Source organism: Brevibacillus parabrevis, from assembly GCF_022701015.1.
Lineage (GTDB): Bacteria > Bacillota > Bacilli > Brevibacillales > Brevibacillaceae > Brevibacillus > Brevibacillus parabrevis.
The window spans coordinates 1,160,291-1,174,736 of sequence record NZ_CP064090.1 but is presented as its reverse complement, the minus strand read 5'-3'; the positions used below and the strand labels follow the sequence as shown (position 1 = coordinate 1,174,736).

Below are 14,446 nucleotides of genomic sequence, written 5' to 3'. Positions count from 1 at the left end.
TCGAATACCATGTTACAGAAAATTTTTCCAGTAGCACAGGTTCTGAATACCCAATCCAAACTAATTCCAGCAAGAAAATATGGAGATGATTCAGGAGTGTGTTCCTATGTACTTCCTTTTGTTTATCTACATGTTAGGAATATTTGATCATTCTCAAGGAAAACGTTAGGGGATTCTCTGTGTACGAAAATATTTACTTTTACTGAAAATGGCCTGTGAGCGTGCTAATTGCTATTAAAAACAAGCTACTCGCTGAAGTTTAATCTCCTCAGCAAGTAGCTTGTTCGGCACTTGAGCAGTGTTATTTACTTTTACATCAACAGCAACGGCACTACCTTCCCGGCGTTTACATCAATCAACCCCAGATCGGTCAGCTTCAAAGCCGGACTCACTGGCAACGAATGCGTGCTGATCGACATGATCGGGTTGTAATGGTCGTAGCCAAGCGATTCCATCGCGCGGCGAAGCTGCTCGACTTCTTTTGCTGTCTTTTCCAGCGGTTCCTCGGTCAAAATGCCGCCGACCGGCAAGTTCAGGTTCGCCAGCACCTTGCCGTCCTCCACCACACAGAAGCCGCCCTGATTGCGGATGACTTCATTCGCAGCCACCATCATGTCGTGCGGATTGTGACCAACGACGAGCAAATTGTGGTTATCGTGCGAGTAGCTGGTTGCGATCGCCCCGCGCTTGATCGTGTCGCCGCTGATCAATCCGTAGCCGCGGTTGCCGTTTTTGCCGTAGCGTTCAAACACCGCAATCAGTCCGTACGGGCTTTCCTCCCAGCATACTTGCCCTTCCCGCACCTCGACGATCCCGCGATGATCCTCTGTAAAAGTGGAGCCGTTTTGTACGAGCATCACCCGGCACGGATAGCGATTGTCTGGTGCAGTAGAAGCTACCTGGAAGTCGCTTTCCGAAAGCGGGGCAAGCTTGATGCTTTCGTAAAAATGCGCTGGGAACTGCTTCGTATGCACGACCTGGCGGTACTCTTCGCGAACGTCGTACGCTTTCTTGCCGTTTTTGTAGACCTGCTCGATGTTCAGTTCGCGCAAATCGGATACGAGCACAAAATCGGCGATCTTGCCCGGAGCAATGGCTCCGCGATCCGTCATATTCATGCGTCTTGCCGGGGTGAACGTGCTGGCGTAGATAGCTCGCTCAGGCTGCATCCCCATGCTGATCGCCTTTTTCACAAGATGGTTCAGGTGGCCGCGCTTGAACAACGAGTCGGTCATGACGTCGTCCGTCACAAAACAAAAATGCTCGGAAACATCTTCCTTGATCAAATAGTCCATGACTTCTTCTGTCATCGATTTTTCCTGGATCTCCAAAAACATGCCCGCTGCTATGCGCGCTTCCATGCCTTCCGGCGTCTGATGCGTATGGTCGGAGTCCACCCCTGCGTAAATGACGCGATGCAGGTCCAGATCGAGCAGCTTGGGCACATGTCCCTCAATCACCAGAGTCGGGTACATTTTGCGAATGTGCTGCAAAATTTGGTTGGTCTTGCAGTTCTCATCGCGGATGATATCGACATAGTTCATGATCTCGCCCATGCAAATGATCTCGCAGGAAGCAAGCAGCTCATCCATATCGGCAATTTCCACGGAACCTCCCGTTGTTTCCATCGAAGTTGCCGGCACGGAGCTGGGGATCGCGTATTTCATGTCGACTACGCAATCTTTGCTTACGCGAATCATCTCTTTGATTCCTTCGATCCCGAACACATTCGCCATCTCGTGCGGCTCCGGCACAATCGTCGTCACGCCGTTTCGGATCAAGCCGTAGGAAAATGTCTCGGGCGTCACCATTGTGCTCTCGATGTGCAAATGAATGTCAATCAGGCCGGGGATCATGTAGCGGCCTTGACCATCTATCGTCTCGCCCGCTTCAAACGTTTCGCTGTTGCGCTCGCCTACGTAGAGAAAACGCCCGTCCAACACAGCGACATTGCCTTTGCGAAACGTTTTGAAGTAGCTGTTAAACACTTGAACATTTTGGATCAATAAATCAACCTTCACGAAAAGCCCTCCTGTCTTTAGTCCACGAGCACCATTTTGTCTTTCGGGAACAGCAGATTGACCTTTTGGCCGCTCCGATAAGGGGTCTCCATCTCCTGGTTGACGGTAAAATCGCCCAGCTCTGTTTCCACGACATACTGATAACTGCGCCCCAAAAACGTGCTGACTTTGACACTGCCATGCAGACGATTCATCCCCGCCTGATCAGCCTCTTCGGTTGTCACCAGCAGATCGTCCGGACGCATGGCGCATTTTTTGCTCATTGGGCTGGCTGTTCCTGGGTTTTTGGCCGCAACAAACTCGTGTCCGCCCACACGCAGTCCGATCTCTCCGTTTGTTTCGGAGCGCTCGGCGAAGTCGATAAAGTTGGTAAAGCCGATGAAGCGAGCAATAAACTCGGTTTTTGGATATTTGAAAATCGTAGCCGGATCGTCCAGTTGCTCGATAATGCCTTTGTTCATGATCGCTACCTGATCCGAGATAGAAAAGCATTCTTCCTGGTCATGCGAGACGTATACCGTCGTGATGCCCAGTTCTTGTTGAATGCGGCGGATTTCTACCCGCATGTTGATCCGCAAGTTCGCATCGAGGTTGCTAAGCGGTTCGTCGAACAAAAGCAGGTCAGGCGAAATGACCAGCGCACGGGCAATCGCCACACGCTGTCTTTGCCCGCCGGACAGCTCCTTGGGGAAACGCTTTTCAAAGCCGCCAAGGCTGACTACCTCCAAAATCCGCAAGACGCGCTGCTTGACCTCGGCTTCATTCACCTTGCGCAGCCTGAGTCCAAACGCCACGTTATCGAACACAGACAAGTGCGGAAACAACGCGTAGCTTTGGAACACAAAGCCGAAGTTGCGCTTGTTGACCGGCACGCGCGTGTAATCTTTGCCATCGAACAGGAAGCGGCCGTCCTTCGCTTCGAGAAAGCCCGCGATCAGGCGAAGCGTCGTTGTTTTCCCGCAGCCGCTCGGCCCCAGCAGGGAGATAAGCTGCCCCTTTTCGATGTTCAGGTTGAAGTTTTGCAAAATGTACTGATTGTCATAGGCAACCGATACGTTTTCCAATGCGAGCAATGCCATATGTTTGATGCCTCCGTTATCGTTTTGTAAAGTAGGAAAGCCCCATCAATCGTTCAATGACGAACATGAGAATAGCCGTAATCATCATGAGCACAACCGAGATCGCCGCGATCGTCGGGTCGAAGTTGTTCTCGACGTAAGTCAGCATCTGGATCGGCAAAGTGCTTACTCCCGGCCCGGTCATGAACACGGAAATATCCACGTTGTTGAACGACTCCAGAAAAGCAATCAAAATCGCCGCAATAATCCCGGAGCGAATGTTAGGCAAAACGACTTTGAAAAATGTCTCCAGCCGCCCCGCGCCAAGGCTGAGCGCCGCTTCTTCAATCGCAAAATCGAAATTGGACAGGCTGGACGCGATGACGCGAATAATGAAAGGAAGCATCAGCACCGTATGGCCGACAAGGAGTCCGGCGTAAATCGGCAGATGGTAGACGACGATGACGTACTTCAGCATGGCAAAGCCCATGACAATGCCCGGAATCAACACAGGCGAGATGAAGATGCCGTTCAACAGCCCTTTGCCGCGAAACTGGAAGCGGCTCAGCGCATAGGCCGCCGGAATCCCCAGCAAAAGCGCCAGCAGATTGCCCAGCAAGGACACGATCATCGACGTCTGGAACGTCGTCATGAACATCTCTACGTTGAAGATGTTTTCATACCAGCGAAGGGAGAAGCCTTCCGGCGGAAATTTCAGGACGCTTCCCGGTTCAAACGATGTAAAGGATATGATGATGAGCGGCCCCAGCAAAAACAGAAACACAAGAAGGGTAAACAGGGCCAACCCGCGATTTTTCTCCTGCATAGCTTCTACCCCTTAGGATTTAGTTTCGTCGCCAGCTTGTTCATGAAGAAAATGACGACAAACGTGATGACGATCATGATCGTGGCAATGACCGAAGCCATGTACCAGTCGTTCAAAGTAATCGCGTTCTGGTAAAGGAACGTCGAGATGACGCGTTGCTTCCCGCCGAGCAGCGCAGGAGTCGTGTAAGCAGTCAAGCTGCCGACAAATACGAGAATGCTTCCGATAATCAGACCCGGCACACTGAGCGGCACAATTACTTGACGGAATGCCGTAAATTTGGAAGCACCCAGGCTTTCAGCCGCTTTGATCAAATCGGGATCGATGTTTTCCATCACGCCGACAAGCGTAATGATGATCAGCGGCAAGAACAAATGAATCAGACCAATCATCATGGCGGTCGGGGTATACAAGATTTCCAGCGGCTTATCGATCAGCCCGATCGACAGAAGCGAGCTGTTCAGCAAGCCTTTTTTGCCGAGAATGATCATCCAGGAGAACGAGCGTACAACCGAGCTGGTCAGCAGCGGGAAGATGGCCAGCGCCAGCAAAATCCCTTTTTTGCGCGGTCCCAGCTTGGAAATGTAGTACGCGGCAGGGAATCCGAGCACAATGCAGGCAATCGTCGTCACCAGACTGACTTGCAGCGTGGTCAGCAAAATTTTCACGAAATACTTGTCCGTCAAAAACTGCATGTAGCCTTGCAGCGTAAAGCTTCCTTCATGGAAAAACGTCGACGCAATCGTCATTGCAATCGGAATGACCATGAACAGCGTCAAAAACAGCACACCAGGCAGTAGCAATAAATAAAGACCCTTTTTTCTCATCAAATTAACTCCTGTTCACGGTATCGTCAGGCTTTCAATGCGCCGATAAAACGCGCAAAGAACGCATCTGCATCTACGTCCAGACAGACGTTCATGTTGGGTTCTTTTTTCAGGCGGTTTTGAAAGTCGCAAACCGTCTGCCCGTCGCAAAGCTCGCTTTTCGTTTCGATGTCCACGTACAGCTTTTTCGTCTGCACCAGCGAACGGTCGAGCGCGACCGCGACCGCCAACGGATCATGCATGGCGCATGCGCGAATGCCGTTTCGTTCAAAGTAGCGATCCAAATAATCGGACGTGCTTTGCTTCACATATCGGCCGATGGGCGTATCTCCCAACGCTGCGATATGCTCTTCGTTCAGCAGGACTCTGCGTGTTACATCCAGCCCAACCAATGTCAATTGCGGAAACCCGGCATGAAAGACGACTTTCGCTGCTTCCGGATCGACGTACATGTTGTACTCCGCCACCGGGGTCACATTTCCGTATTCAGTCACCACTCCGCCCATGAAAATGACTTCCTTGACGTGCTGCACAAGCTCAGGGCACTTTTTCACAGCGAGAGCCAGATTGGTCAGCGGCCCGGTCATCACGAGAGTCACCTGGCCGGACTGAGCCAGCACCTGCTCGCAAATGAAGTCGGGTGCAAAGCCAACTGCTGGCTGCGTATGCACCTGTACATCCCGCAACGCTCCGCCAAGTCCATCCTCGCCATGGATGCGATGCTCGAAAAACTGCGGACGCAATAGCGGCTGGGAAGCCCCGCGGACGACCGGGATTTTGTCGCCTGCTTGCAGCAAATCGAGGATTTTGCATGTATTTTCTGTAGCCTTGCCAAGAGATACATTGCCGTTCACGGTAGTAATGCCGATCAATTCACATTGACCGCTCTTGATAGCCAAAATAATTCCCAGCGCGTCATCAATTCCGGTATCGACATCAAGAATGATTTTTTGCTCCACGAGTGGTCCTCCTCTGTTTGAAAAAAACAAGGGTATATCCGCGCCGACGTCTATACCCTTGTCCTGTTTGGTTGCTCGTTATTGTGTAATTTCGCGATTCCAGCGATCGATCCACGCTTTGGAATGCTCATTGACGAATTTCATGTCCAGCTTGCGCAGTTTGTTGACGGTTGCTTCCCCATAAGTAACGCCTTTTGCTTCCTCATCTGTCAGCTTCACGGAGGTGTTAACAGGAGAATCCACTTTTGCTTTCGCTGATTTTTCCTGCACTTCTTTGCTCAGCTGGTAGTTGATGAAGTCTTCTGCCAGCTGCTTGTTTTTGCTGCCTTTTACGATGTTGACGGTGTTCATGACAGCGTATCCTCCGCTTTCCGGAGCGACGAATACCGCTTCTGGCACAGCTGCCTGGATATCCTTGAAGTACATTTCCATGATCGGCCCAACTGCAATTTCTTCCTGGCTAAACATATTCACATACTCGGAAGTTTTGTCGTAATACTTCACAACGCCTTTGTTAGCTTCTTTCATTTTGGCAAACGCCTGATCTTCGTTGAACTCCTTGCTGCCTGCGACTACAGAGGCACTGTCGAGGATCATCGGGCCTGTCGTCGATGTGATGTTTGGCAGCGTCAGCTTGCCCGCCAACTCTGGATTCCACAGGTCTTTCCAGTCCTTGACCTCAGTTTTGACCAGCTTAGGATTGTAAGCAATCCCGAATTGTCCGATCGTGTACGCCGGGCCATACTCCTCGCCGAGCGGCGCTTTGGCGATATCGTAAATCTCGTTCAAGTTCGGAATACGGCTGCGATCGATTTTTTCGAAGGCGCCGCTGTCGATCCCTTGTTGCGCGTAGTAATCGGACAAGTAAATCAAGTCTACGTCAGAGCTTCCTTGACGCACTTTGTTCAGACGCTCGGCGTTGTTGCCAATTTCCAGCACGATTTTGACGTTGTGTTCTTTTTCAAACGGCTCGTAAATTTCTTTGCGGAAAAAGTCTTCCGAGAAGCCCCACGTGGAAATAACCAGTTTTTGCGGCTCGCCTTTTGGCGCTTCGCCAGCTGCTCCCTCCTGCGGTTTGTCGCTTGCGCCACAGCCTGCGAGTACCAAAGACAGCATGGAAGCAGAAAGGATTCCTGTCAGCATTTTTTTCATTGTATGATTCCTCCAGTTCAGCTTGTAACTTGCAAATAATGAATGATTGCATTGCAGTTCATAGATAGAATGAGGCGTTAACAAGCGATATTATTCATCAACCACATCCTTAAAAGGCGAATGAGAAGCGCAAAAAACAAAAAGAAAAGCACCCTTGAATAGAACGATACATTCTAAACAAGAGCACTTTTCTTCGTAAACAAAGAGAAGCGACACCCGTTTCACACCATTTTCACGGTCTTCCCTTGAGATAGATCAAAAGAGAAAATCCGAACGAATGGCTCAGGTATTTAATTTTCCGAGTCACTTACAATTACATTCGTGATCGCCCACTGCGTAGGCGCGTCGTAGTCTCTAAGCACAGCTTCCAGCTTCAGGCCCATCTCTTCCTCCAGCCGTTCTCTCAGCTTCCTCTTATAAAGAAGAGACATGCGAAAATCGACTTCCAGCTTCAGAGTCGGGGCTTCGCCTTCCAGCGCATCTGAGCGCGGAGAGCGGCGATGCTTGGCGTGGAAAGTAATCAACTGATTCTCAATCGTCACTCTCAGCAAAGTCGTTCCAAATCCGAACAACTCTTTTGCTATCTCATTATAAATGGCAGACAGCTGCTTTCTCGTTTCATTCGTGTCTACTAAACTCATGACATCACCCGCGAGAGCTGTTATCTGATTTGTTGTTTCCCATTATACATATGATTTCAGGCTAGAGCAAGCTAACATTCGTATTTAGATCATTTTTACATTTTTCAGTCATATATTCGTTCGGTCTTTGCTGCTGTCTTGCCGCTTCACAGCTTCTTCCATCCAGCAATGTTCACCGAATGTTTGGTGGAAAAGCCTCATATATTCATGTACACTTATATGTAACTTCACGAATAGAGAGGGGCTACTCCATAACCATGAAAAAACTCATCATGATGCTAGTCGCCGTCATGCTCGTACTCGCTCCCGCAGGATTCACAGATCATGCCGACGCAAAAGGTTATAAGTCCGGCAAAAAATCGTTCAACTCCAACACGGCTCCAACCAACACGCAGACGCCAAACAAAGCCGATTCCAATGTAAATGCATCTACCAATAAAAATACGACAACCAATACACCAGCTACTGCTGCTCCAAGCAAGAGCGGCGGATTCATGAAAGGTCTTCTCGTCGGGGGATTGGCTGGACTTTTGTTCGGCAGCCTGTTTGGCGACATGGGGGCACTGGGAGCGATCTTTGGCTTCTTGATCAACATGCTGGCGATTGTCGCTGTGATCGTATTGATTCGCAAAATCTTCGTCTACTTTAAAACGCAACGCGCGAAAAAACAGGAACTGAACACATGGAAAAGATAACACTGTCCGAACAAGTATTGATTAACGCCATCTGCCTGCATGTGGCGAGCAAAAAACAGATTCAGCCGCAAAACGTAGAAGTCGAACTGATGTGGGACGAAGAATACGGCTTCTCCGCTGAAGTATACGCGAACGAACGCAAACAAGTGTTCATCGAGATCAACCTGATCGAAGCCATTCGCTTTTACCTGGAAACGCAAATGCAGCGCAACCCTTACTCCGCCGGCATTGAGCTGGTATTAGATGACGAGGAAGGCATCATCGCCTACGTCACGTACCAAAGCTAGTCGCCATTGCTTCATCCGCTCGAACTTCCCAAGCCAGTTTGCTCACCACAGTGGGCAGATTGGCTTTTTACATGGGTGCATTTCCCTTGATCAAGTATTGAAATTGCCTTCGTTACGTTATATACTTTAATGAAAATGATTATCATTGTCTTTTTTTGCTTATACATGTACATACTTTTCTATAAAGGAGTTGGCCCATTGTGGAACGCTTATACACGCAAAAACTGGACATCGGTTACGGCGAGCTTTCCATTGTCAAAGACCTGAACATCAGCATCCCTTCTGGCAAAATTACCGCACTGGTCGGCGCAAACGGTTCGGGTAAATCGACCATCCTCAAAACGTTGGCCCGAATTATGAAACCGACAGGTGGACAGGTATTTCTCGATGGGAAGTCTATTCATCAGCAGTCAACAAAGGAAGTCGCCAAGCAGCTGGCAATTTTGCCGCAGAACCCTACCGCTCCCGATGGCCTGACCGTGTCTGAGCTTGTTACCTATGGCCGCTTCCCTCATCAAAAAGGATTTGGCTCCCTGACCAAGGAAGACAAAGAAATCGTGCAATGGGCGATTGCCATGACGGGCATGATCGATTTTTACGACCGTCCCGTCGACCAGCTCTCCGGCGGTCAACGCCAACGCGCCTGGATCGCCATGGCCCTGGCGCAAGGAACCGACATCCTGTTCCTCGATGAGCCGACAACCTTCCTCGATATGGCGCACCAGCTGGAAGTTCTCAAGCTGCTGCAAAAGCTGAACGAAGAAGAAAAACGTACGATCGTCATGGTTGTCCACGATTTGAACCATGCAACTCGCTACGCACAGCACATGGTAGCCATCTCTCGCGGCACGGTCATCGCCGAGGGCTCTCCTGCCGAAGTCATGACACCTGACATGCTGCGCAAAGTGTTCAACATCGAGGCTGACATTTTGACTGACCCGCGCACAGGAGTGCCGCTCTGCCTCCCTTACGAGCTGAGCCACGCGGCAGAAAACAAGGCCGCTTCCAGTACCGCGCCTGCATCCAGCCAACAGGCTGTGCAAGAAGACGAACGCAAGCTGGTCGGCACTCGCTAGTAACTCATCACTTGCATCGAACGATCAAGCCATTCTCATGGACGGTAAATGAGAATGGCTTTTTTATATAGGCAAAAGGCAGCCCAGGGATCTTCTCCCCAGGCTGCCTTTGCTGTTATCAGCTTGTTTTCGTTACCACTTGATGTCTTTCAAGATTTCGTCTGCCATGTTTGCAGTCGAAACCAATCCGCCACCGGACAAGTACCAGTAGTTCGCATCGAGGTAAATGATGTTGCCGTTTTTGAATGCTTTGGTGTTTTTCGTGAGGTCGTTTTCAACCGCTTCTTTCGCAGCTGCGGAAACACCTTCATTCGCAGAAATCACACCGCGGTCTACAACAAACAGGTAGTCAGGGTTTTTCTCTGCTACGTACTCAGCGGATACGCTTTGTCCGTGTGTGGATACTTCGATGTTTTTGTCTACCGCAGCGAATCCGAACACGTCATGCAAAATACCGAAGCGGGAGCCAGGACCGTAAGCGCTCAGCTTGCCTTCGTTCACGAGAACGATCAGCGCGTTTTTGCCGCTTGCTGTTGCTTTTTCGTTCAGTTGCTTGATCGATTCGTTGATTTTCGCCAGTTCTTCATCTACTTGTGTTTCTTTGCCAAAAATGGTTCCGAGCGTTTTCATGTTCTCTGTGAAAGAGTCCATGTACTTGGAAGTGTCTACACCGAGGAAGATCGTTGGAGCAATTTTGTTCAGTTCTTCATAGGCGTCTTGCTGACGACCGGAGATGAAGATGACATCCGGCTTCATTGCGTTGATCTTTTCAAAGTCCGGCTCTTTCAGGCTGCCGATGTTTGTGTATTTCGCGTCTTTGAATTTCTCCAGATAAGGCGGAATGCTGGATTGTGCCACACCTTTTACTTCGATGCCCAGTTTGTCCAAGGAATCGAGCACGCCATAGTCAAAGACGACAACGTTTTGCGGGTTTTTCTTCAGTTTGGCCTCGCCCAATTTATGTTTGATTGTGATTTCTTCGGATTCCTTCGCAGCGCCGTTAGAAGCCTCTGGCGTTTGGGAAGGAGCTGCACTATTGGAGCCGGAACCGCATGCCGCTGTAAATACTGCCAACAGTACGGCCATGAACAGCATCAGGATTTTTTTGTTCATTTTTCTCACCTCTATAAGTATTTTAATATATATAAAATTATTGATAGCTTGCTTGTTTTTGAAGACCCCCTGCATGCCATCAAAATAATTTTATCGAAAGGAAGTAAAGCGGCGCTATGCGTAGTACACGCAGATTTTGTTTTCGTCGATGTCTTCAATGTGGATGTCCATATCGTAAACATCTTTCAAGGTTTGCGGCTGGATGATCTCGTCTGTGCTGCCTTCCTTCACGACTTTTCCGTCCTTGAGCGCGACGATGTAATCGGAGTAAACAGACGCAAAATTGATATCGTGAATGACGATGACGACGGTTTTGCCCATCTCATCGACCAGACGCCGCAGCACCTTCATGATCTGGACAGAATGCTTCATATCCAGGTTGTTCAACGGCTCATCGAGGAGAACGTACTCCGTGTTCTGCGCGACAACCATGGCGATGTACGCCCGCTGGCGCTGCCCGCCACTCAGTTGGTCGAGATACTTGTGCTGTATGTCCGCAAGCTCCAGATAACGGATCGCTTCGTCTACGTACTTCCAGTCTTCTTTTGTCAAATTGCCTTGTGAATACGGAAAGCGTCCGAAGCTGACCAGCTCGCGAATCGTCAGGCGCACCGTAATGTGGTTGGACTGCTTGAGAATCGAGATTTTTTTGGCCAGCTCGTTGCTTTTGTACTGTCCAATCTCCTGCCCCTCAATCAGCACCTCGCCTTGATCCTTCGTCAACAGACGGCTGATCATGGACAGCAATGTGCTTTTGCCAGCCCCGTTCGGACCGATAAAGGACGTAATTTTCCCTTTGGCAATTTTCACCGAGACGTTTTCCACGACATTTTTGTTCCCATACTGTTTTGAGACGTTACGGACTTCTATCACGCTTTATTCTCCTTTAGCAGAAGATAGATGAAGTAAACCCCGCCGATAAAGTTGACGATGACACTGAGCGTTGTCGAGAACGTAAAGACGCGTTCGACAATCAACAAACCGCCTACCAGAGCCACTACGCTGATCAATGCTGAGCCAGCCAGCAAAAACTTGTGCTGGTACGTTTTCATATATTGATGAGCCAAATTCGCTACCAACAGCCCCAGGAAGGTGATAGGTCCAACCAACGCTGTCGCAATCGACACGAGAATCGCGATGACGACCAAAAACCGTTTGACGACAAAATCGTAAGGAATCCCCAGATTGATTGCCTGATCCCGGCCCAGTGCCAGCACATCCAAATACTTGACGTAGCGCCAAAAGTAAAGGCCGACTGCGATTACCAGGACAAAGCTGAGAATCAACAGATCTGTGTTCACGTTGTTGAAGCTCGCGAACATTTTGTCTTGTACCACCTGAAACTCGTTCGGATCGATCAGCACCTGCATGAACGTCGACAAACTGCCGAACAAAGTGCCGAAAATCAAGCCAATCAACAACAGGAAGTAGATGTTTTGTCCTTCCCGCCTGAACAGGAATTTGTACAGCACGCCTGCGAACAGAACCATCAAGCCAGTCGAGATCAGGAAGTTCACGTTTTTATTCATGATCGTCATGTGCGTGGAACCAAACACGAAAATGACGAGAGTCTGAATGAACATGTACAAGGAATCAAGACCGATGATGCTGGGCGTCAAAATGCGGTTGTTGGTAATCGTCTGGAAGACCATCGTCGAGAACGCAATGATGCACCCGGTTAGCAGGATCGCAATAATTTTCTTGGCCCTTCGGGGAAGCACGTAATCCCAGTTGCCGCCCGCATCAATCAGCATGAATACGGCTATCAGAGCAACGGCGACTATCGCCATGACACCAATCTTAGCTTTCATCGTTCATATGCCTTTCTTCTCATGAGTAAGTACACGAATATACCGCTGCCCACTACTCCGACCATCAAGCCGATTGAGATTTCATACGGGAAGATGATCAGGCGTCCAAGAATGTCACAGCACAAGACAAACACTGCTCCCAGCAAAGCGGTATGAGACAGGCTTTTCTTCAGATTGTCGCCGAGGTAAAGCGTCACAATATTAGGAATAATAAGCCCCAAAAACGGGATCGTCCCTACCGTGAGGATGACGACAGATGAAACCATGGCGACAATCGCCAAACCGATATTGACCACTTGCTTGTAATTCAGTCCGAGATTGATCGCGAACTCTTCGCCCATTCCTGCAATCGTAAACTTGTTGGCAAACAAGTACGCGATAATGACCAGCGGAATGCTTATGTATAGCAATTCGTAGTTTCCCTTCATGATCGAGGAAAAGTCGCCGTGCAGCCAGGACGACATGTTTTGGATGAGATCGTGCTTGTAAGCGAAAAACATCGTAATCGAACCGACGATATTCCCGAACATCAACCCGACCAGTGGAATAAAAATCGAATCCTTGTATTTTACCCTGTCGAGAATCTTCATGAAGATAAACGTCCCCAGCAAGGCAAAAACAAACGCGACGAGCAGCTTCACCCAAATCGAAGCATCTACGAACACCAGCAAGGAAACGAGAATCCCGAACCGGACAGAGTCTTCGGTGCCCGCCGTTGTCGGCGACACGAATTTGTTCCGGGTCAGTTGCTGCATGATCAGACCAACCACGCTCATGCTGATACCCGCGATAATGATACTGATCAATCGGGGAATCCGGCTAATCCACATCACTTGCACTTTGTCATCGCTGAGATTGAACAACTCCAGGGGCGAAATGTCCTTTACGCCAATAAACAGGGATACTATCGAAAGCAGAATCAGGGCTACAACCAAATATCTTTTTTTCATCGCTTCCCTACTCTTCTCTTTGTTCACGTGAGTGCTGCGTTGCTTTTAGCATGCTTAGTAAGAAGGAGATTCATTCTCAATAATAAAGAGATTCATTCTCACTTGGCATCTCCTTTGTTATATTAGCACTTCTTTATCCGGGTTTAAAGCATTTTTTCATTAGTCGACTAAATTTCTCTGGATTGAAAAAAGTGAGAATATTCCACCGTCCATCACTAACGCAAAAAAGCGCCGTTGCCACTGGTAGCAACAGCACTTTTTTTAATTGGACGTATACGATCCGCTTACGTTTTTCACCGAGCGCTTGCCAGAGCCGTCTTCGACAATGTTCACGTCTCCGTTGACTGTGTAAATGTCGATGTCGCCGCTGTCATCGGATATCGTCACGTTTCCTTTGTGACGCACAATTTTCATGTCACCCGACTGATCTTTGATCTCCACGTCGCCCCCGGTATCTTCCAGCAAAATATCGCCGGAGTCATCCTCGATCAGCTTGAGGGCAGTCGCGTTGTTGATTTTGATATCGCCGGACTGGTCATTGATCTGCACTTCGCCCGTGACATCTTTCAAGATGATATCACCCGAATCATCCTTGATCGTGAGCGCTCCCGCCAGTTTGGAGACATCAATATCCCCTGAGTCGTCCGTGATCGCTACCTTCAATGCGGAAGGAACCGTCACCTCGACGTTCAGCTCCAGACGCATTACGCCGAAATGACCAACTACATCGGAGGACAAATGAGCGACATTCCCGTCCTTGGTCAGCGTCACGATGATGTCTTCCGGCTTGATATTGGCTGATCTGGCGATGATGGCATCTACCTGGATCGAGGTTGCCTTGTCGTCTCCTTTTACAACCAAATTACCGGATTGATTGACGATCTCCAACGCCTCTATCGACTCGATTGGCAAATCCAGATGACGCTTTTCCTCCACCGTCTCCAGACTGCTGCTGCATCCCGCAAGCCCGAGAGCCAAAACCAAAAATCCAACTCCTATCCAACGCTTCATCTCTATCTCCCTCTATGCA

15 protein-coding genes are annotated in these 14,446 nt (G+C 49.3%); 3 read left to right on the top strand and 12 right to left on the bottom strand.

The annotated features are described in order from the left end of the window. Positions 1-311: 311 nt before the first annotated feature. The 7 genes from IRJ17_RS05685 to IRJ17_RS05655 form a co-directional block, all read right to left on the bottom strand. Complete coding sequence (locus tag IRJ17_RS05685) at positions 312-2,021, bottom strand: adenine deaminase (RefSeq protein ID WP_242773638.1); 1,710 nt, start codon at positions 2,019-2,021, stop codon at positions 312-314. A gap of 17 nt (positions 2,022-2,038) precedes the next feature. Continuing rightward, a complete protein-coding gene (locus IRJ17_RS05680) occupies positions 2,039-3,100 on the bottom strand; it encodes an ABC transporter ATP-binding protein (protein ID WP_122962433.1) in 1,062 nt (353 codons plus the stop codon). Positions 3,101-3,116: 16 nt separating this feature from the next. Beyond that, the gene (locus tag IRJ17_RS05675) at positions 3,117-3,905 is read right to left on the bottom strand and encodes an ABC transporter permease (protein WP_063228801.1); all 789 of its coding nucleotides are present in this window, start codon (positions 3,903-3,905) and stop codon (positions 3,117-3,119) included. A gap of 5 nt (positions 3,906-3,910) precedes the next feature. Continuing rightward, positions 3,911-4,732 (bottom strand): ABC transporter permease, encoded by an 822-nt coding sequence (locus tag IRJ17_RS05670; protein WP_122962432.1) that lies wholly within the window; start codon positions 4,730-4,732, stop codon positions 3,911-3,913. A gap of 26 nt (positions 4,733-4,758) precedes the next feature. Continuing rightward, complete coding sequence (locus IRJ17_RS05665) at positions 4,759-5,691, bottom strand: nucleoside hydrolase (RefSeq protein WP_122962431.1); 933 nt, start codon at positions 5,689-5,691, stop codon at positions 4,759-4,761. 78 nt (positions 5,692-5,769) lie between these two features. Further along, positions 5,770-6,843 carry an ABC transporter substrate-binding protein gene (locus IRJ17_RS05660; RefSeq protein ID WP_122962430.1) on the bottom strand — a complete coding sequence of 358 codons (1,074 nt, stop codon included), beginning with the start codon at positions 6,841-6,843 and terminating at the stop codon, positions 5,770-5,772. 290 nt (positions 6,844-7,133) lie between these two features. Next, entirely contained in the window at positions 7,134-7,484 is a 351-nt protein-coding gene (locus IRJ17_RS05655) for a hypothetical protein (protein ID WP_063228797.1), read from the bottom strand. 257 nt (positions 7,485-7,741) lie between these two features. Here IRJ17_RS05655 and IRJ17_RS05650 point away from each other — a divergent pair, with 257 nt between their 5' ends. From IRJ17_RS05650 to IRJ17_RS05640, 3 genes are all read left to right on the top strand, one after another. Next, positions 7,742-8,179, top strand: coding sequence for a hypothetical protein (locus tag IRJ17_RS05650; RefSeq protein WP_063228796.1), 438 nt, complete (start codon positions 7,742-7,744; stop codon positions 8,177-8,179). Further along, positions 8,167-8,466, top strand: a complete 300-nt coding sequence (locus IRJ17_RS05645; protein ID WP_063228795.1) for a YxcD family protein — start codon at positions 8,167-8,169, stop codon at positions 8,464-8,466. The genes IRJ17_RS05650 and IRJ17_RS05645 overlap by 13 nt, the downstream gene beginning before the upstream one ends. A gap of 200 nt (positions 8,467-8,666) precedes the next feature. Next, positions 8,667-9,542: an ABC transporter ATP-binding protein gene (locus IRJ17_RS05640; RefSeq protein ID WP_122962427.1), complete on the top strand. Its 876-nt coding sequence runs from the start codon at positions 8,667-8,669 to the stop codon at positions 9,540-9,542. 132 nt (positions 9,543-9,674) lie between these two features. On the opposite strand, the gene IRJ17_RS05635 is transcribed toward IRJ17_RS05640, so the two are convergent. The 5 genes from IRJ17_RS05635 to IRJ17_RS05615 all read right to left on the bottom strand — a co-directional run bounded on the left by IRJ17_RS05635 (position 9,675) and on the right by IRJ17_RS05615 (position 14,427). Further along, a complete protein-coding gene (locus IRJ17_RS05635; RefSeq protein ID WP_242773631.1) occupies positions 9,675-10,655 on the bottom strand; it encodes a siderophore ABC transporter substrate-binding protein in 981 nt (326 codons plus the stop codon). 114 nt (positions 10,656-10,769) lie between these two features. Next, entirely contained in the window at positions 10,770-11,528 is a 759-nt protein-coding gene (locus IRJ17_RS05630) for an iron ABC transporter ATP-binding protein (RefSeq protein ID WP_122962425.1), read from the bottom strand. Next, entirely contained in the window at positions 11,525-12,466 is a 942-nt protein-coding gene (locus IRJ17_RS05625; RefSeq protein ID WP_063228791.1) for an iron chelate uptake ABC transporter family permease subunit, read from the bottom strand. The genes IRJ17_RS05630 and IRJ17_RS05625 overlap by 4 nt, the downstream gene beginning before the upstream one ends. Continuing rightward, positions 12,463-13,416 carry an ABC transporter permease gene (locus IRJ17_RS05620; protein WP_122962424.1) on the bottom strand — a complete coding sequence of 318 codons (954 nt, stop codon included), beginning with the start codon at positions 13,414-13,416 and terminating at the stop codon, positions 12,463-12,465. Before IRJ17_RS05620 ends, IRJ17_RS05625 begins: the two co-directional genes overlap by 4 nt. 261 nt (positions 13,417-13,677) lie before the next feature. Next, positions 13,678-14,427 carry a DUF4097 family beta strand repeat-containing protein gene (locus tag IRJ17_RS05615; protein WP_122962423.1) on the bottom strand — a complete coding sequence of 250 codons (750 nt, stop codon included), beginning with the start codon at positions 14,425-14,427 and terminating at the stop codon, positions 13,678-13,680. Between the last annotated feature and the right edge of the window lie 19 nt (positions 14,428-14,446).